Annotated in this window: 9 protein-coding genes, 1 tRNA gene and 1 rRNA gene; 1 reads left to right on the forward strand and 10 read right to left on the reverse strand. The window is 70.0% G+C overall.

All coding sequences use genetic code 11. The features are described 5' to 3' along the window. Nucleotides 1-35 precede the first annotated feature (35 nt). From AC07AZ_RS03590 to AC07AZ_RS03620, 7 genes are all read right to left on the reverse strand, one after another. Complete coding sequence (locus AC07AZ_RS03590) at nt 36-581, reverse strand: CinA family protein (protein WP_478843363.1); 546 nt, start codon at nt 579-581, stop codon at nt 36-38. Beyond that, nucleotides 578-1,534 carry a CDP-diacylglycerol--glycerol-3-phosphate 3-phosphatidyltransferase gene (gene pgsA, locus AC07AZ_RS03595; protein ID WP_478843365.1) on the reverse strand — a complete coding sequence of 319 codons (957 nt, stop codon included), beginning with the start codon at nt 1,532-1,534 and terminating at the stop codon, nt 578-580. The genes AC07AZ_RS03590 and pgsA overlap by 4 nt, the downstream gene beginning before the upstream one ends. Then, entirely contained in the window at nt 1,531-3,000 is a 1,470-nt protein-coding gene (rimO, locus tag AC07AZ_RS03600) for a 30S ribosomal protein S12 methylthiotransferase RimO (protein ID WP_478843367.1), read from the reverse strand. Before rimO ends, pgsA begins: the two co-directional genes overlap by 4 nt. A gap of 92 nt (nt 3,001-3,092) precedes the next feature. Further along, nucleotides 3,093-3,932 carry a helix-turn-helix domain-containing protein gene (locus AC07AZ_RS03605; protein ID WP_478843369.1) on the reverse strand — a complete coding sequence of 280 codons (840 nt, stop codon included), beginning with the start codon at nt 3,930-3,932 and terminating at the stop codon, nt 3,093-3,095. A 269-nt stretch (nt 3,933-4,201) separates the two neighbouring features. Next, the gene (locus AC07AZ_RS03610) at nt 4,202-6,916 is read right to left on the reverse strand and encodes a DNA translocase FtsK (RefSeq protein WP_478843371.1); all 2,715 of its coding nucleotides are present in this window, start codon (nt 6,914-6,916) and stop codon (nt 4,202-4,204) included. Nucleotides 6,917-7,037: 121 nt separating this feature from the next. Then, complete coding sequence (locus AC07AZ_RS03615) at nt 7,038-7,721, reverse strand: response regulator (RefSeq protein WP_478843373.1); 684 nt, start codon at nt 7,719-7,721, stop codon at nt 7,038-7,040. Between the two features lie 306 nt (nt 7,722-8,027). Further along, on the reverse strand, nt 8,028-13,508 hold the full coding sequence (locus tag AC07AZ_RS03620; RefSeq protein WP_478843375.1) for a HAMP domain-containing protein: 5,481 nt from the start codon (nt 13,506-13,508) through the stop codon (nt 8,028-8,030). Between the two features lie 403 nt (nt 13,509-13,911). Between AC07AZ_RS03620 and AC07AZ_RS03625 the strand changes: the two genes are divergently transcribed. Beyond that, nucleotides 13,912-16,665, forward strand: coding sequence for a SpoIIE family protein phosphatase (locus AC07AZ_RS03625; protein WP_478843377.1), 2,754 nt, complete (start codon nt 13,912-13,914; stop codon nt 16,663-16,665). A 50-nt stretch (nt 16,666-16,715) separates the two neighbouring features. Here the strand turns inward: AC07AZ_RS03625 and AC07AZ_RS03630 are convergent. The 3 genes from AC07AZ_RS03630 to rrf all read right to left on the reverse strand — a co-directional run bounded on the left by AC07AZ_RS03630 (nt 16,716) and on the right by rrf (nt 17,763). After that, nucleotides 16,716-16,788: transfer RNA gene (locus tag AC07AZ_RS03630), tRNA-Thr, on the reverse strand. Between the two features lie 79 nt (nt 16,789-16,867). Next, the gene (locus tag AC07AZ_RS03635) at nt 16,868-17,530 is read right to left on the reverse strand and encodes a DegT/DnrJ/EryC1/StrS family aminotransferase (protein WP_478843440.1); all 663 of its coding nucleotides are present in this window, start codon (nt 17,528-17,530) and stop codon (nt 16,868-16,870) included. Nucleotides 17,531-17,646: 116 nt separating this feature from the next. Continuing rightward, nucleotides 17,647-17,763: ribosomal RNA gene (rrf, locus tag AC07AZ_RS03640) — 5S ribosomal RNA — on the reverse strand. Nucleotides 17,764-17,922: the final 159 nt, after the last annotated feature.

Here is a 17,922-nt window from a genome sequence, read left to right on the forward strand (position 1 = left end):
GGGAGCGATGTCGTGTTCACTCAGGGCTGCAAACATCAAAACCCCCCGTTCTGTTCCGTATCCTGTGCCCGCTCGTTCCCGGTCTGTTCGCCCGCCAGCCGCTCCAGGAGCAGGGCGAGTACGCTGCGTACACTCTCCATACGAATTTCCGCGCGGTCGCCGTTCAACCGCAGCGCCATGACTTTTCCGCCACCGGCGCAACCGGAATCCGCGCCTGTGGGCCCGTCCACGGCGACGAAAACCGTACCGACGGGCTGGCCGTCCTGCGGCTCCGGGCCGGCGACGCCGGTGGTCGCGATACCCCAGTCCGCGCCGAGCGCCTTGCGCACTCCGGCCGCCATCTGGGCCGCGACCTGCGGATCGACCGCCCCGCGCTCCGCCAGCAGGGTGGCGTCGACGCCCAGCAGCTCGTGCTTCAGCTCGGTGGCGTACGCCGTGACCGAGCCCCGGAAAACCTTGGACGCCCCGGCGACGGACGTGAGATCCGCCGCGACCAGACCGCCCGTCAACGACTCGGCGACAGCGAGCGTCTCGCCTCTGACCGTGAGTAGTCGCACCAGGTGGGTGGCCGGGGAAGTCACGCTTCCGTCTCCTCCAGCGCGGCCTGGCGCTCGGCGATTCCCTGCCGCCGCAGCACAATGGCCTGTCTCACATAGTCGAGCCCGGTCACCACGGTCAGGACGACGGCCGCGGCCATCACCCAGAACCTCATGGTGGCCAGCCATCCCGTCAGTGCCAGGACGTACATCCCGACGGCCACGCCCTGCGTGAGGGTCTTGAGCTTGCCGCCGCGGCTCGCGGGGATGACGCCGTACCGGATGACGAGGAAACGCAGGAGCGTGATGCCGACTTCCCGACCGAGGATGACGATCGTCACCCACCAGGGCAGATCACCGAGCCCTGACAGACAGATCAGCGCCGCCCCCATGATCGCCTTGTCGGCGATGGGGTCGGCGATCTTCCCGAAGTCGGTGACGAGGTTGTAGGTGCGGGCGAGATGCCCGTCGAACAGGTCCGTGATCATGGCGACGGCGAACGCGGCCCAGGCCAGCGAGCGCCAGGCCGGGTCGTACCCGCCGTCGGCCAGCATGAGGGCGACGAACCCGGGCACGAGCAGCAGACGGAGCATGGTCAGAAGATTGGCGACGTTCCAGACGCTGGCCTGGTTGACCGCCGCGGCGGCGATCTTCCCGCCCCGCGCGGACTTCACGCCGCCCGGCTGCGCCCCCGCGACCGGCTCGGACGTCTCGGCACCGGGGACACCGGAGGCACCAGGAGCACCGGGGACACCGGAAGCACCGGAAGCACCGGAAGCACCGGAAGCACCGGGGACATCGGAGGCACCAGGAGCCCCGGAAGCACCCGAGGCGACCGGGGAAACAGCTTCCGGAGACATGGCACCCGGGGCGACAGCTCCCCCGGCGACGGCACCCGGTGCGACGGCTCCGGAGACGGCAGCGGGGGCCGGCCCCGGGCTCACGGGCGCGCCGTTCGCGCCGGAGGGGCCACCCGCCGATGCCGGTACTCCGGTCATCTGCCCGCCTCCTCACTACACGCGAGCGAGCCCTGCAGGGGCTCGGCAACCAGGTCGACACCCTCCGTACCGACCACCTTCGCCTCGACCATACGGCCGACACTCAGACCTTCGCCGCTCGTGAGCAGCACCTGGCCGTCCGTCTCCGGCGCCTGGTGCTCGCCACGGCCGTACACGCCCTCGTCGTCCACGGACTCCACGAGCACGTGAACGGTCTCCCCCAGGCGCTCCTCGGCGCGCTGCGAGACGAGTTCCTCGGCGAGCCGGGAGACCCGGGCCAGCCGCTCCGCCACGACGTCCTCGTGCAGCTTGTGCTCGTAGCCCGCCGCTTCGGTGCCCTCCTCGTCGGAGTACCCGAAGACGCCGATGGCGTCCAGTCGCGCGCCGGTCAGGAAGCGCTCCAGCTCGGCCAAGTCGGCCTCGCTCTCGCCGGGGAAGCCCACGATGAAGTTGGACCGCACGCCGGCCTGCGGGGCCTTGCCGCGGATGGTGTCGAGCAGCTCCAGGAAGCGGTCGGTGTCCCCGAAGCGGCGCATCGCACGCAGCACGTCGGGGGCGGAGTGCTGGAAGGACAGGTCGAAGTAGGGCACGACCTTCGGCGTCGAGGTCAGCACGTCGATGAGGCCGGGCCGCATCTCGGCGGGCTGGAGGTAGCTGACGCGCACCCGTTCGATGCCGTCGACCTCGGCGAGCTCGGGCAGGAGCGACTCCAGGAGCCTGATGTCGCCCAGGTCCTTGCCGTAGGACGTGTTGTTCTCGGAGACCAGCATGACCTCCTTGACGCCCTGCTCGGCCAGCCAGCGTGTCTCGTTCAGCACGTCGCTCGGGCGGCGGGAGATGAAGGAGCCGCGGAAGGAGGGGATGGCGCAGAAGGAGCAGCGGCGGTCGCAGCCGGAGGCGAGCTTCACCGAGGCGACCGGGGCGCCGTCCAGTCGGCGGCGCAGGGGCGCACGGGGGCCGGAGGCCGGGGCGAGGCCGTCCGGGAGGTCGGCGGGGCCGTGTCCGGGCAGGGCGACCTCGGCGGCCGACTCCTGCCGCTGGGCCGGACTGATCGGCAGCAGCTTGCGCCGGTCGCGCGGGGTGTGGGAGGCGTGGATGCCGCCGTTCAGGATGGTCTGCAGGCGGTCGGAGATGTTCGCGTAGTCGTCGAAGCCGAGCACGCCGTCGGCCTCGGGGAGGGCCTCGGCGAGTTCCTTGCCGTACCGCTCGGCCATGCACCCCACCGCCACGACGGCCTGGGTTCTGTTGTGCCCCTTGAGGTCGTTGGCCTCGAGGAGCGCGTCGACGGAGTCCTTCTTGGCGGCCTCGACGAAGCCGCAGGTGTTGACGACGGCTACGTCCGCGTCCGCGGCGTCCTCGACGAGGTCCCAGCCGTCCGCCTCCAAGCGGCCTGCGAGCTCCTCCGAGTCCACCTCGTTGCGGGCGCAGCCAAGAGTGACGAGTGCGACGGTACGGCGTTCAGGCATGGGCTCAAGACTACTTTGTCTCACCGACAGCCCATGTCGACGGGGTTGGCCGATCTTGGCCAACCCCGTGTGCACCGTTACGCTCCGGCCGGTCAGCCGACCTGCGGGTCACCCTTCGTGTAGGTGAGCCGCTCCACGGCGCCGGGCTGGAAGTCGTCCTCGATCTTCTTGCCGTTGACGTACAGCTGGATGGCGCCGGCATCCCCGAGGATGAGGTTGACCTTCTCGCTGTCCTGGAAGGTCTTCGACTGGCCCTGCTTGAGCAGACCGTCGAACAGCAGCCGGCCGTTGTGGTCCTTGGCGGAGATCCAGCTGCGTCCGTCGGCGGCGCTCACCTGGACGGTGACCTTGTCCTGCGGCGCCGCGGCGATGGCGCTGTCGGACGGTTCGGGTTTCGGGTCGGTGGGCTTGGCGCTCTTCGGAGTGGGTGTGGAGGACTTGCCGGCCCCGGCCTTGGACCCGTCGGCGACCTGCGTCTTCGACCCGCCGTCGTCGCCGCCCCTGACCGCCGTGAAACCGACGAAGCCGACGACCGCGACGATCGCGGCGACCATGGCCGCCGTCCAGTTGGGTCCGCGCCGCTCGGGGCGGATGCGCTCCGCCTCGAAGAGCGGGGCCGCCGGCGTGGGGGCCGGGCGCCCGCCGTGGTCGGCGTCGAAGCGGGCGAGCAGGGGGGCGGGGTCCAGGTGGACGGCCCTGGCCAGGGTGCGGATGTGACCGCGGGCGTAGACGTCACCGCCACAGGGCGTGAAGTCGTCCGCCTCGATGGAGTGCACGATGGCGATGCGGACCCGGGTGGCGCTGCTGACGTCGTCGACGGTCAGTCCGGCCGCGATGCGCGCCTGCTGGAGCTCGCGGCCGACCGAGGGACGGGTCTCTTCACGATCATCTTCGAACGGACGCTCGTCTTCAGGGGAGTTGCCGATGGACACGGGGGCGCCTTTCGAGCGTTTTAGCCGCCTGTGCTGGAGGTTCAGTCTAGGGGGGGTACGAAAGGGTGGGGCAACCGGACGGCGGACTTTGTACGCCATCGGAATGGCCGGCCATCCCGACGGTGGAGCAGGAGCTTGTTGTTTCCCTCAACTTGACGTACGCCGAAGGGAAACGGTTGCTCAGTGATTTCTTACGGGTGAGTCACGATTCGACGACGGCGTCGGGGCTGTCTTTGACGACTGCGGCGACTCCGCCTTGGCGACTCCCCTTACGACTCCCCGCGAATCACTGCGAGCACGCCGTCCAGCTCGTCGGCCTTCACGAGAACGTCACGGGCCTTGGACCCCTCGCTGGGGCCGACGATGCCCCGGGACTCCATCAGGTCCATGAGCCGCCCGGCCTTGGCGAAGCCGACCCGCAGCTTGCGCTGGAGCATGGAGGTCGACCCGAACTGCGTGGAGACGACCAGCTCGGCGGCCTGGCACAGCAGGTCGAGGTCGTCGCCGATCTCCTCGTCGATCTCCTTCTTCTGCTTGCTGCCCACGGTGACGTCGTCCCGGAAGACGGGCGCCATCTGGTCCTTGCAGTGCTGGACGACCGCGCCGACCTCGTCCTCCGTCACGAACGCGCCCTGCATACGGGTCGGCTTGTTCGCCCCCATCGGCAGGAACAGCCCGTCGCCCTTGCCGATGAGCTTCTCGGCGCCCGGCTGGTCGAGGATGACGCGCGAGTCGGCGAGCGAGGAGGTGGCGAAGGCGAGCCGGGAGGGCACGTTCGCCTTGATCAGACCGGTGACGACGTCGACCGACGGCCGCTGCGTGGCGAGCACCAGGTGGATGCCGGCCGCGCGCGCGAGCTGCGTGATGCGCACGATCGAGTCCTCGACGTCCCTCGGCGCGACCATCATCAGGTCGGCGAGCTCGTCGACGATCACCAGCAGGTACGGATAGGTCCTGAGCTCCCGCTCGCTGCCCTCGGGCGTCTTCAGCTTGCCGTCGCGGATGGCCTTGTTGAAGTCGTCGATGTGCCGGTATCCGAAGGCGGCCAGGTCGTCGTAGCGCAGGTCCATCTCGCGCACGACCCACTGCAGCGCCTCGGCGGCCCGCTTCGGATTGGTGATGATCGGGGTGATCAGGTGCGGGATGCCCTCGTACGCGGTCAGCTCGACGCGCTTGGGGTCGACGAGGACCATGCGGACGTCCTCGGGGGTCGCGCGGACCATGACCGACGTGATGAGGCAGTTGATGCACGACGACTTGCCGGAGCCGGTGGCGCCGGCCACCAGGACGTGCGGCATCTTCGCCAGGTTGGCCATCACGTAGCCGCCCTCGACGTCCTTGCCGAGCGCGACCAGCATCGGATGGTCGTCCTCGGCGGCCGCGGCGAGGCGCAGCACGTCACCGAGGTTGACCATCTCCCGGTCGGTGTTGGGGATCTCGATGCCGACGGCGGACTTGCCGGGGATCGGCGAGATGATCCGCACGTCCGGACTGGCGACGGCGTAGGCGATGTTCTTCGTCAGCGCGGTGATCCGCTCGACCTTCACCGCCGGGCCGAGCTCGACCTCGTAGCGCGTGACCGTCGGCCCGCGCGTGAAGCCGGTGACGGCGGCGTCGACCTTGAACTCGGTGAAGACGTTCGTCAGCGAGGCGACCACGGCGTCGTTGGCCGCGCTGCGCGTCTTGCCGGGGCCCCCGCGCGTGAGGAGGTCGAGTGAGGGGAGCGCGTACGTGATGTCGCCGGACAGCTGGAGCTGCTCGGCCCGCGGAGGCAGCTCGCGCGGCGCCTCGGGCGCGGACTTGGTGAGGTCGGGGACCTCGGCCCTGAGCTTCTCCTGCCGGGGGCGCGCGGCCGGCACGGACTTCGGAACGGGGACCGGCGTCGACTCCTCGCGCTCCCCCGCGCTCACACCCTGGGTGAGGTCGGCGACGACCGGCGAGGGCGGCATGCCGTGCATGACGGCGCCGTCGAGCGCGGCGGCGGCCGCCGCGGCGACGTCCACGGCGTCCAGCGGTCGGTCCATGTCGGGCTGCGGGACGGCCGACCGGCGCGGGCGGCCACGGCGCCGGGTGAGGGCCTCCTGTTCGGCGCCCTCGGGGTCGTACCCCTCGGGCGCCGGGCCGCGCCGCCGGGAGCGGGCGGGAGCGGGCAGCGACTCGCGCCACTGGTCCTCGTACCGCTCGTCGTCCTCGTCGAATTCGTCGGCGACGCGGTCGTCGATGACGCCCAGCTTCACGCCGAGCAGCCGCAGCCGCTGCGGGATGGCGTTGACGGGGGTGGCGGTGACGACCAGCAGCCCGAACACCGTGAGCAGCACGAGCAGCGGTACGGCCAGCACCTCGCCCATGGTGTACATCAGCGGCGTCGCCGCTCCCCAGCCGATGAGCCCGCCGGCGTCCCTTATCGCCTGCATGCCGGCGCTGCGGGCGGGCGCGCCGCACGCGATGTGCACCTGGCCGAGCACACCGATGACGAGCGCGGACAGGCCGATGACGATACGGCCGTTGGCCTCGGGCTGTTCGGGGTGCCGGATGAACCGTACGGCGATCAGCGCGAGCAGTATCGGCACGAGCAGGTCGAGCCGGCCGAACGCGCCGGTCACCAGCATCTCCACGAGGTCGCCGACCGGGCCGCGCAGGTTCGACCAGGTGCCCGCGGCGACGATCAGGGCGAGACCGAGGAGGAGCAGCGCGACCCCGTCCTTGCGGTGCGCGGGGTCGAGGTTCTTCGCGCCCTGCCCTATGCCGCGGAACACCGCGCCGACGGCGTGCGCCAGGCCGAGCCACACGGCGCGCACCAGCCGGTAGACGCCCCCGGTGGGACTGGGAGCGGGCCTGGGCGCCGGCCTCTTCACCACCGCCTTCCTGGCCGGTGCCTTCCTGGGGGGTGCCTTCTTCGCGGCGGCCTTGCGCACCGGAGCCTTCGCGGGAGCGGCCGCCTTCTTCGCGGGCTGCTTCTTGGCTGCCGAGGGACGTGAGGCCATAGGTGCGAGGTTACCGGTGCGGAGGTCGACGGACACGTGTGACCGACGCTTCACCCGTTCGTGTCGCCGTGAGGAGGTCGCCGAACTGACGCGCGCTCACGCGCCGGGCCCGGCGCGGGCGTCAGTTCGGCGACGGCAGGGACGACGTGGTGCCCGTGCCCGGCTCCAGGGCGTCCAGCGCCCGGCGCAGGCCGGTGAGTTTGCGCTCCAGATGAGCCGCCGTGGCCACCGCGGCCGCGTCCGCCGAGTCGTCGTCGAGCTGCTTGGACAGCGCCTCCGCCTGCTCCTCGACGGCGGCGAGCCGCGCCGACAGCTCGGCCAGCAGTCCCGCCGGTTCCTTCGCCTCGCCCGTCACGGCTTTGCCGCCGCCACCCTCCAACTGGAGCCGCAGCAGCGCCGCCTGCTCCCGCAGCTGGCAGTTCTTCATGTACAGCTCGACGAAAACGGAGACCTTCGCGCGCAGCACCCACGGGTCGAACGGCTTGGAGATGTAGTCGACCGCGCCCGCCGCGTACCCGCGGAAGGTGTGGTGCGGCCCGTGGTTGATCGCGGTGAGGAAGATGATCGGGATGTCCCGGGTTCGTTCTCGCCGCTTGATGTGCGCGGCGGTTTCGAAACCGTCCATACCTGGCATCTGGACGTCCAGCAGAATGACCGCGAAGTCGTCCGTGAGCAGCGCTTTGAGCGCTTCCTCCCCGGACGATGCCCGCACCAGCGTCTGATCGAGCGCGGAGAGGATGGCCTCCAGCGCCAGCAGATTCTCCGGCCGGTCATCGACCAGAAGGATCTTGGCCTTCTGCACCATGGCCCGCCCTCCTCGCCCCGGAAGTGCACCGGGCGCCGCCCCGGGGGACGACTCCTTTGCGCCGCCCGCCCTTGTGCCGGTCATGGTAGCCGCACCCCGCCTGTCGCCACACCCTGTCACCGCGATGTCACTGTGCACGTAGCAGAAACGTAGCGGGAGACCAGAAGGTTCCCGGAATCCCGTACTTCTACACGACCTCGGCCACACTGAGTCAGCAACTCCGTGTGAACTCCCGCCTTCCCGTTCCGCGCGCGGGAAACCCCCTCACCCGGAACGGGACCGTACTCCTTCCCTTCCCGTCCCGCCTCACGCCTCCCGCATCCACTGCTCCATCACCGTCAGCAGGTGATCGGGATCGACCGGTTTCGTCACGTAGTCGGAGGCACCGGACTCGATCGCCTTCTCCCGGTCGCCCTTCATCGCCTTCGCGGTCAGCGCGATGATCGGCAGCCCCGCGAACTGCGGCATGCGACGGATCGCGGTGGTCGTCGCGTACCCGTCCATCTCGGGCATCATGATGTCCATCAGGACGACCGACACGTCGTCGTGCTGCTCCAGGACCTCGATGCCCTCGCGGCCGTTCTCGGCGTACAGCACCGACAGGCCGTGCTGCTCCAGCACGCTGGTGAGCGCGAAGACGTTGCGGATGTCGTCGTCGACGATCAACACCTTCTCCCCGCCGAACCGGATGCCGCGGCGCGGCTGCGGCGCCGGGTCCGGCTCGCCGGCCGTCCACTGTTCGTGCGTCCCCCGGTACTCCAGCGCGGGCACACCGCGGCGGCGGCGCCGGAAGAGCGCGGCGGCGCCGTTCTGCGTCTCCTGGTACGACTTCACCTCGGCCGGCGTCTCGATCTCCACGTCGGACAGCTCGGACTGGTCGGCCCGGTCGTGCGCGGAGGCCACCAGCTCCCGGGCCTCCAGCGCGGGGGCCAGCTGCTGATAGCCCTGCGGCGGCAGTTCGCTGGGATGCAGCGGCAGGTACAGGGTGAACGTCGAACCGCGTCCGGGTTCGCTCTGCGCGTGGATCTCGCCGCCGAGCAGCTGGGCGATCTCCCGCGAGATGGACAGCCCGAGGCCGGTACCGCCGTACTTGCGGCTGGTCGTACCGTCGGCCTGCTTGAACGCCTCGAAGATCACCCGCATCTTGCTGGCCGCGATGCCGATGCCGGTGTCGGTCACCGAGAACGCGATCAGGTCCGCGTCCGCGTCCCGCAGCGACCCCGTCTCCAGCAACTGCTCGCGGATCGCCACCGGGACGTCACCGCCGGCCGGCCGGATCACCAGCTCGACCGACCCGGAGTCGGTGAACTTCACCGCGTTCGACAGCAGGTTGCGCAGCACCTGGAGCAGCCGCTGCTCGTCGGTGTGCAGGGTGGCCGGCAACTCGGGCGACACCCGCACCGACAGGTCGAGGCCCTTCTCCGCGGTCAGGGGCCGGAAGGTGGCCTCCACGTAGTCCACGAGCTGGACCAGCGCGATGCGTGTCGGGGAGACGTCCATCTTGCCCGCCTCGACCTTCGACAGGTCGAGGATGTCGTTGATCAGCTGGAGCAGGTCGGAGCCGGCCCCGTGGATCGTCTCGGCGAACTCCACCTGCTTCGGGGAGAGGTTGCCCTCCGCGTTGTCCGCGAGCAGCTTCGCCAGGATCAGCAGCGAGTTGAGCGGCGTGCGCAGCTCGTGCGACATGTTGGCCAGGAACTCGCTCTTGTAGCGCATGGACACGGCGAGTTGCTCGGCGCGCTCCTCCAGGACCTGCCGCGCCTCCTCGATCTCGGTGTTCTTCACCTCGATGTCACGGTTCTGCTGGGCCAGCAGCTCGGCCTTCTCCTCCAGTTCGGCGTTGGACGCCTGGAGGGCCTTCTGCCGGTTCTCCAACTCCGCCGACCGCTCCCGCAGTTGCTCGGTCAGCTCCTGCGACTGCCGCAGCAGTACCTCCGTCTTGGTGTTGACGGAGATGGTGTTGACGCTCGTCGCGATCATCTCGGCGATCTGGTTCAGGAAGTCCTTCTGGATCTGTGTGAACGGTGTGAACGACGCCAGCTCGATGACCCCGAGCACCTTGCCCTCGAAGAGCACCGGAAGCACGATCACCTGCGCGGGCGGCGCCTCACCGAGCCCCGAGGAGATCTTCAGATAGCCGCTGGGCGCGTTCTCCACGAGGATCGTGCGCTTCTCCTCGGCGGCCGTGCCGATGAGCGCCTCACCCGGCCGGAACGAGGTCGGCATGGAACCCATCGAGTAGCCGTACGAGCCGAGCATCCGCAGCTCGTACTGCTCCTCGCCCTCCGCGCTGACGTCCTTTCCGTCGAGCAGCGGCATGGCGACGAAGAACGCGCCGTGCTGCGCGGTCACCACCGGTGTCAGCTCGCTCATGATCAGCGAGGCCACGTCCTCCAGGTCGCGGCGGCCCTGCATCAGGGCGGAGATGCGGGCGAGGTTGCCCTTGAGCCAGTCCTGCTCCTTGTTGGCGATCGTGGTGTCGCGCAGGTTGGCGATCATCTTGTTGATGTAGTCCTGGAGCTCCTGGATCTCGCCCGCCGCGTCGACGTCGATCTTCAGGTTCAGGTCACCGCGGGTCACCGCCGTCGCCACCCGCGCGATGGCACGCACCTGCCGGGTCAGGTTCCCGGCCATCTCGTTCACCGACTCGGTGAGGTCGCGCCAGGTGCCGTCGACGTCCCGCACCCGTGCCTGCCCGCCGAGCTGGCCCTCCGTACCCACCTCGCGGGCGACCCGGGTGACCTCCTCGGCGAAGGACGACAGCTGGTCGACCATCGTGTTGATGGTGGTCTTGAGCTCCAGGATCTCGCCGCGCGCGTCGATGTCGATCTTCTTGGTCAGGTCGCCCTTGGCGATGGCCGTGGTGACCATCGCGATGTTGCGCACCTGACCGGTCAGGTTGGACGCCATCCCGTTGACGGACTCCGTGAGGTCCTTCCACGTACCGGCGACGCCGGGTACGCGCGCCTGCCCGCCGAGGATGCCGTCCGTACCCACCTCGCGGGCCACCTTGGTGACCTGGTCGGCGAACGAACTCAGCGTCTTCACCATGGTGTTGAAGGTGTCGGCGAGCTGCGCCACCTCACCGCGCGCCTCGATCGTCACCGTCCGCGTCAGGTCCCCGTTGGCGACGGCGGCCGCGACCTGGGAGATGTTGCGCACCTGCATGGTCAGGTTGTTGGCCATCAGGTTGACGTTGCCGCTGAGGTCCTTCCAGATACCGGTGACGCCGGGCACGTGCGCCTGCCCGCCCAGGATGCCCTCGGTGCCCACCTCGCGGGCCACCCGCGTCACCTGCTCGGCGAAGCTGGACAGCTGGTCGACCATCGTGTTGACGGTGGTGACGAGCTCCAGGATCTCGCCCTTCGCGTCCACGGTGATCTTCTTCGACAGGTCGCCCTTGGCGACGGCCGTCGTGACCTCGGCGATCTGGCGCACCTGGATCGTCAGGTTGTTCGCCATGAAGTTCACCGACTGGGTGAGGTCCTTCCAGGTGCCGGAGACACCCTGCACCTCCGCCTGCCCGCCGAGCTCGCCCTCGGTGCCCACCTCGCGGGCCACGCGCGTGACCTCCTCGGCGAACGACGACAGCTGGTCGACCATCGTGTTCAGGGTGTTCTTCAGCTCCAGGATCTCCCCGCGCGCGTCCACGGTGATCTTCTGGGACAGGTCACCGCGGGCCACCGCCGTGGCGACCTGCGCGATGTTGCGCACCTGCGCGGTGAGGTTGCCGGCCATGCCGTTCACGGAGTCCGTCAGGTCACGCCACACGCCGGCGACGCCGGGCACCTGCGCCTGACCGCCGAGCCGGCCCTCGGTGCCCACGTCGCGGGCCACCCGGGTCACCTGGTCGGCGAACGCGGAGAGCTGGTCGACCATCGTGTTGATGGTGTTCTTCAGCTCCAGGATCTCCCCGCGCGCGTCGACGTCGATCTTCTGCGACAGGTCGCCCCGGGCCACGGCCGTCGTCACCTGGGCGATCTGCCGCACCTGGGAGGTGAGGTTGCCGCCCATGAAGTTGACGGAGTCGGTGAGCTCCTTCCACGTACCGGACACGCCCGGCACCACGGCCTGACCGCCGAGCCGGCCCTCGGTGCCCACGTCCCGGGCCATCCGCGTGACCTGGTCGGCGAACGCGGACAGCTGGTCCACCATCGTGTTCACGGTGTTCTTCAGCTGGAGCATCTCGCCGGAGACGTCGACGGTGACCTTCTGCGACAGGTCACCGTTGGCCACGGCCGTCGTCACCTGGGCGATGTTGCGTACCTGTCCGGTGAGGTTGCGGAACGCGGTGTTGACGGAGTCGGTCAGGTCCTTCCACGTACCCGCGGCGCCCGACACCTGTGCCTGGCCGCCCAGCTCACCCTCGACACCGACCTCCCGCGCCACGCGCGTGACCTCGGCACCGAACGCGGACAGCTGGTCCACCATCCCGTTGACGGTGTTCTTCAGCTCCAGCATCTCGCCGGCCACGTCCACGGTGACCTTCTGCGACAGGTCACCGCTGGCCACGGCCGTCGTCACGGCGGCGATGTCCCGCACCTGGATGGTCAGGTTCCGGAAGACCGTGTTCACCGAATCGGTGAGGTCCTTCCACGTCCCCGCCGCGCCCGGCACGTTCGCCTGCCCGCCGAGGCGCCCCTCGGCACCGACCTCGTTGGCCACCCGGGTGACCTCGTCCGCGAAGGTACGCAGCGTCTCGGTCATCTGGTTGATCGTGTCCGCGAGCTGCGCGACCTCGCCGCGCGCCGACACCGTCACCTTCTGCGACAGGTCACCACTCGCGACGGCCGTCGTGACCTGGGCGATCCCACGCACCTGGGCCGTCAGGTTGCCGGCCATGAGGTTCACCGAGTCGGTGAGGTCCTTCCACACACCCGCCACACCGGGCACCTGCGCCTGGCCGCCCAGCTCGCCCTCGACACCCACCTCGCGCGCGACCCGCGTCACCTCGGAGGAGAAGGACGACAGCTGGTCGACCATCGTGTTGACGGTGTTCTTCAGCTCAAGCATCTCGCCGGCCACGTGCACCGTGACCTTGCGCGACAGATCACCCTTGGCGACGGCGGTCGTCACCAGCGCGATGTCCCGCACCTGGGCCGTCAGCCGGTAGGCCATCGTGTTGACGGACTCCGTGAGGTCCTTCCACGAACCGGACATGCCACGCACCCGGGCCTGCCCGCCCAGCTTGCCCTCGGTGCCCACCTCGCTGGCCACGCGCGTGACCTCGTCGGTGAACGTCGACAACTGGTCGACCAGGTTGTTGACGGTCCTGCCAACCTTGAGGAACTCCCCGCGCAGCGGATGCCCGGTCCCGTCCGGCGCCTGCGTGCGCAGCTCCATACGCGGCGACAGATCGCCCTCCGCCACCGCGGACAGCACCCGGCTCACCTCGGACACGGGCCGCGCGAGATCGTCCACGAGGGCGTTCGAGGCGTCGATGGCGGCCGCCCAGGAGCCCTCCGAGGCGCCCGTCTCCAGCCGTTCAGTGAGCTTCCCCTCACGGCCCACCGTCCGCCGTACCCGCGACAGCTCACCCGTGAGGTGGAGGTTGCGGTCGGCCACCTCGTTGAAGACGGCCGCGATCTCCGACATCACCCCGTCGCCGGACACCGTGAGCCGCTTGCGGAAGTTCCCGTCCCGCATCGACACCAGGGCGGCCAGCAGCCGGTTCAGGGCTGCCGTGTCCACCGGAGTGGTGCCGTTGCGTGGTGTACGCCGGTTACTCAGGGACTGTCCGCCTTTCGCGCGCGTTTTCGTGACCCGCGTCGCTTCGCCAGACTCCACTGTGTCCCTCCCGCAGGGGTCGACCGTTCTGCTGTGCTCCGGCAGCCCTGGTCGGCGTACCGGTTACTGCCGCGTGACGGCGCCTGTGCCGCGCCCCACCGCGTTCTCCGGCCGGGCATGACGGACCCCGTCACGGGGTTGCTGCCCGCCATACGCGGTGGACACTCGGCCTGCCCGGACCTTCTCCCGAAGCCTGCCCAGTGTTTCACCCCGGCCGAACCAGGCCATAACAGTTCGGCAGCTTCGCACATCGTCCGCACACCTCCGGGCGGAAACACCGGTGACCGGCATCCGCACGGGCGGGGAAGGTAAGTAACCTTGCATGCGGCTGTCCAGCCACGCCGGTCCGTCCGGCCTGGGCGGTGGCACGAAACGAGCGGGCATCGGAGGGGCGGCCGCACACATGACCACCGGACTGATCCCGGGGGAACAGCCCTCGGACCCCCGGCCGACCGGAGCACTGCCGCAGCAGCGGCACGAGCCGGCCGGCCAGGCAGCCCTGCACGCCGACAACCGGTCGAGGAGTTCAGTGATCACCGCGCGCGCGGCCGCCAGCTTCGAGCCCCTCGGACGATCGGTCGCGAGCGCCCGCTCCTTCGTCCGTGACACCCTCCAGGGCTGGGGCTTCGCCGACATCATCGACGACGCCGTGGTCCTCACCAGCGAACTGGTGACCAACGCCGTGGTGCACGCCGGCACCGCCGCCGACGTCCTGTGTCTGCGCAGCGACGACGGCGTACGGATCGAGGTGGCCGACCACTACCCGGAGCGCGAGATCCCCCTGCAGGGCTCGCCCGTCACCATGGGCAGCCCCGACCGCGAGGGCGGGCGGGGCCTTCAGCTCTGCGCGGCACTGGCCGGCCGCTGGGGCGTGGAGTACACGCCCACCCGCAAGCAGGTCTGGTTCCAGCTCGCCCTCCCCGGCCGCCCGGTGGGCGCCCGTGCCGTCGGCCCACTGCTGCCGCCCGACCTGCTGCCCCTCGCCGACGGCCGGGTCCGCGTCGCCGTCGTCCAGATCGACCGCACCGGCGCCATCACCGCCTGGAACGAGGACGCGGAGGAACTCTTCGGGTACGCCGCCGAGCAGGTCACCGGCAAACCGCTGACCGACCTCGCGGCCTGGCCGCACACCCCTGGCACCGGCACGGGCATCGCCGACGCCCTCCGGCTCTCCCGCTGGGAGGGCAGCTACGGCATCAGGGACGCCAAGGGCCGGGTCAGCTCCGTCTACGCCTCACATCTCCGGGTCCGCGACACGACCGGCGAGCCCTCCACGGTGTGCCTCCTGGTCCGGGACCACGAGCGGGCCGTCCTGCAGACCCCGCTGCGCATCCCCGTCACCGACGCGGGCGCCGTCTCCGAGGGGCAGAACGCCGACCCCTTCGAGGTGTTCATCGGCTCCCCCGCCCCCGACGACCTCGACGGCCTCCTCCAGCGCACGGTGGAACGCGCCCGCGACATGCTCGACGGCGACTCCGCGTTCCTGCTGCTCGCCACCGACGACGAGACGGAGCTGGAGGTCCGCGCCTCCACCGGCCTGCCCTCCGCGCGCCAGCGGTTCGCCCGCGTCCCCGTCGAGGCCGGCCCCGGCCGCTACGGCTCGGCCCGCATGCCGGCCGTCCACGAGGACCTGTCCGCCGTACCGGGCGCCGTACCGCTGCTCAGCGGCACCGGCATGCGCTCGGTCGTGACGGTCCCCCTGAAGGTCGAGGGCCGCCTGACCGGCTCGCTCGGCGTGGCCGCCGAAGGCCCCGGCAGATACTCGAACGAGGAGGCCCTGCGCCTCCAGTTCGCCGCCGACCGCATCGCGCTGGCCGTCGAGTCGGCCCGCCTGGGCGAACTGGAACGGCTGCGCCGGGGTTCACTCAGCTTCCTCGTCGAGGCCTCCGACCTGCTGGCCGGCACCCTGGACCGCGACCAGACCCTGGCCCTGATGGCCCAGATGACGGTCCCGACCCTCGCCACCTGGTGCGCCGTCTACACGATCGCCGACCAGGCCTCCGAGCCGTATCTCTCCTACGTCCTGCACGAGGACGAGGAACTCATCGACGGCATCAAGTCCCTGCTCTCCAAGGTCCCGCCGCCCGACCCGGTGCCCACCCCCGGCGCCCGCGTCTGGTCGGCGCCCGGCGAGGCGGCCCACCGCGCGGCCCTGCGCAGCTCCATGCGCAGCCTCGGGCTGAGCGGCGGCCCCACCCACCAGGTCGCCTCGGGCATCGGCCCGACCCTCGCCACCGCGTCCGCCGTCGGCGGCGAGACCGTGGTCCTTCCGCTGGTCGCCCGCAACCGGGTCATCGGCATGCTGACCCTGGGCAAGCCCACCGACGAACACTTCCGCCAGGAGATCCTCGAACTGGCCGAGGACCTGTCCCGCCGGGCCGCCCTGGCTCTGGACAACGCCCGCCTGTACTCCGAGCGCACGGCCATCAGCCAGGCACTCCAGCGCAGTCTCCTGCCGCCCGAGCTCCCCGAGATCGAGGGTGTCGAGGTGGAGGTCATCTACCGCGCGGCCGGCGAGGGCAACGAGGTCGGCGGCGACTTCTACGACCTCTTCCCCATCCGCGACGGCGCCTACGGCTTCGCCATCGGGGACGTCTGCGGCACCGGTCCGAACGCGGCTGCGGTGACGGGCCTGGCCCGCCACGCCCTGCGACTGCTGGCCAGGGAGGGCCTCAGCGGTCCGGCGGTCCTGGAGCGCCTCAACTCCGCGATCCTCGACGAGGGCGAGCGCAGCCGCTTCCTCACCCTTCTCTACGGCGAGTTGTGGCCCCAGGAGGACGGCAGCGCGAAGCTGAAGGTGGTCTGCGCCGGCCACCCGCTCCCGCTGCGTCTCCGCCAGGACGGCACGGTCGAGCCGGCCGCCGAACCCCAGCCGCTGCTGGGTGTCATGGAGGACCTGGAGTTGTACGAGGAGACGGTCACCCTCGATCCCGGCGACGTCCTGTTGTGCGTCACCGACGGTGTGACGGAACGCCGGGAAGGCACACGCATGTTGGGCGACGACGGCCTAAGCGATGTCCTGACGACCTGTACCGGTCTGACGGCGGGCGCCGTCGCGGCCCGCATCATGCGCGCGGTGGAACGCTTCGCTTCTGACGCCCCGTCCGACGACATGGCGATCCTGGCGATGCGGGTACCGGGCCTGCAGAGGGACTGAACCGGGGCATGCGAAAGGCCCCGCCCGAATGGGCGGGGCCTTTGTGTCTGAGCCCCCAAACGGAATCGAACCGTTGACCTTCTCCTTACCATGGAGACGCTCTGCCGACTGAGCTATGGGGGCCGGTCACCTTGCCGAGGTTTCCCTCGTGGCAACGGGATAGATCATACCCCGGCGGGACCGCTGCTCCCAACCACGATCGTCAGAAGGCCGGCTGCAACAGTCCGCCGAGCGCGTTGCAGGCGCCCACGATCCGCTGCATGTCCCGCTTGGTCAACGCGGCGTCCACGGGCAGCGCGAGGGTCTCGTCGGCGGCCCGCTCGGTGTCGGGCAGCGACAGGCACCGACGGAACTCGGGCAGCCGGTGCACGGGAGTCTTCACCGGCACCCGGCACTCGACTCCCCTGCCCCGCAGGGCCCGCGCGAAGGCGTCCCGGTCGGGCCGCCCGTTCCCGGGCACGCGGACGACGTACTGCTGGTAGGTGTGCCCGTCCCCGTCGTCGGGCGTCAGCACACCTCGCAGCCGCGCGTCGAGATAGGCGGCCCGCTGCCGCCGCTGGGCGATCTCGTCGTACGGCGGTTCGGATTCCCGCTGCTGGAGCACCAGCAGCCCGTACCGCTGCCCGACCTCGTGCAGTCGCGCCATGTCGGCGGGCCGGCCGAAGCGGTGGACGACAACGACGGCCGCCGTCCGCGGAGTTATGGAGGCCTCGACGGCGGTCGCGTCGAGGCAGTACGTCGCCGGGTCTATCTCGGCGAACACGGGAAGCCCGCCGGCCAGCACCACGGCCTCGGCGACTTCCACGTTCCCGAAGGCCGGTACGACGACCTCGTCACCGACTCCGACGCCGGCGGCCCTGAGCATTGCTGCAGTACCCATACCGTGGATGCTGGGCGCGGAACGTGAACTGCAGGTGACACACAACAAAAAAGGGTTGGACTCTGAACCGAAGTTCAGGGTCCAACCCTTTTTGAAAAATTGTTCGGCGGTGTCCTACTCTCCCACAGGGTCCCCCCTGCAGTACCATCGGCGCTGTAAGGCTTAGCTTCCGGGTTCGGAATGTAACCGGGCGTTTCCCTCACGCTATGACCACCGAAACACTATGAAACTGACAACCGCACCGTCGTGTGGCACAACGGGGTTGTTCGTGGTTTCAGAACCAACACAGTGGACGCGAGCATTTGAGGACAAGCCCTCGGCCTATTAGTACCGGTCACCTCCAGCGGTTACCCGCCTTCCAGATCCGGCCTATCAAC

The organism is Streptomyces sp. NPDC043878, from assembly GCF_056435735.1.

Excerpts from the sequence above, each read along its gene's own strand:
- pgsA (WP_478843365.1), bottom strand. The coding sequence starts at position 1,534 with ATGACCGGAGTACCGGCATCGGCGGGTGGCCCCTCCGGCGCGAACGGC.
- rimO (WP_478843367.1), bottom strand. The coding sequence starts at position 3,000 with ATGCCTGAACGCCGTACCGTCGCACTCGTCACTCTTGGCTGCGCCCGC.
- AC07AZ_RS03610 (WP_478843371.1), bottom strand. The coding sequence starts at position 6,916 with ATGGCCTCACGTCCCTCGGCAGCCAAGAAGCAGCCCGCGAAGAAGGCG.
- AC07AZ_RS03615 (WP_478843373.1), bottom strand. The coding sequence starts at position 7,721 with ATGGTGCAGAAGGCCAAGATCCTTCTGGTCGATGACCGGCCGGAGAAT.
- AC07AZ_RS03625 (WP_478843377.1), top strand. The coding sequence starts at position 13,912 with ATGACCACCGGACTGATCCCGGGGGAACAGCCCTCGGACCCCCGGCCG.
- AC07AZ_RS03635 (WP_478843440.1), bottom strand. The coding sequence starts at position 17,530 with ATGCTCAGGGCCGCCGGCGTCGGAGTCGGTGACGAGGTCGTCGTACCG.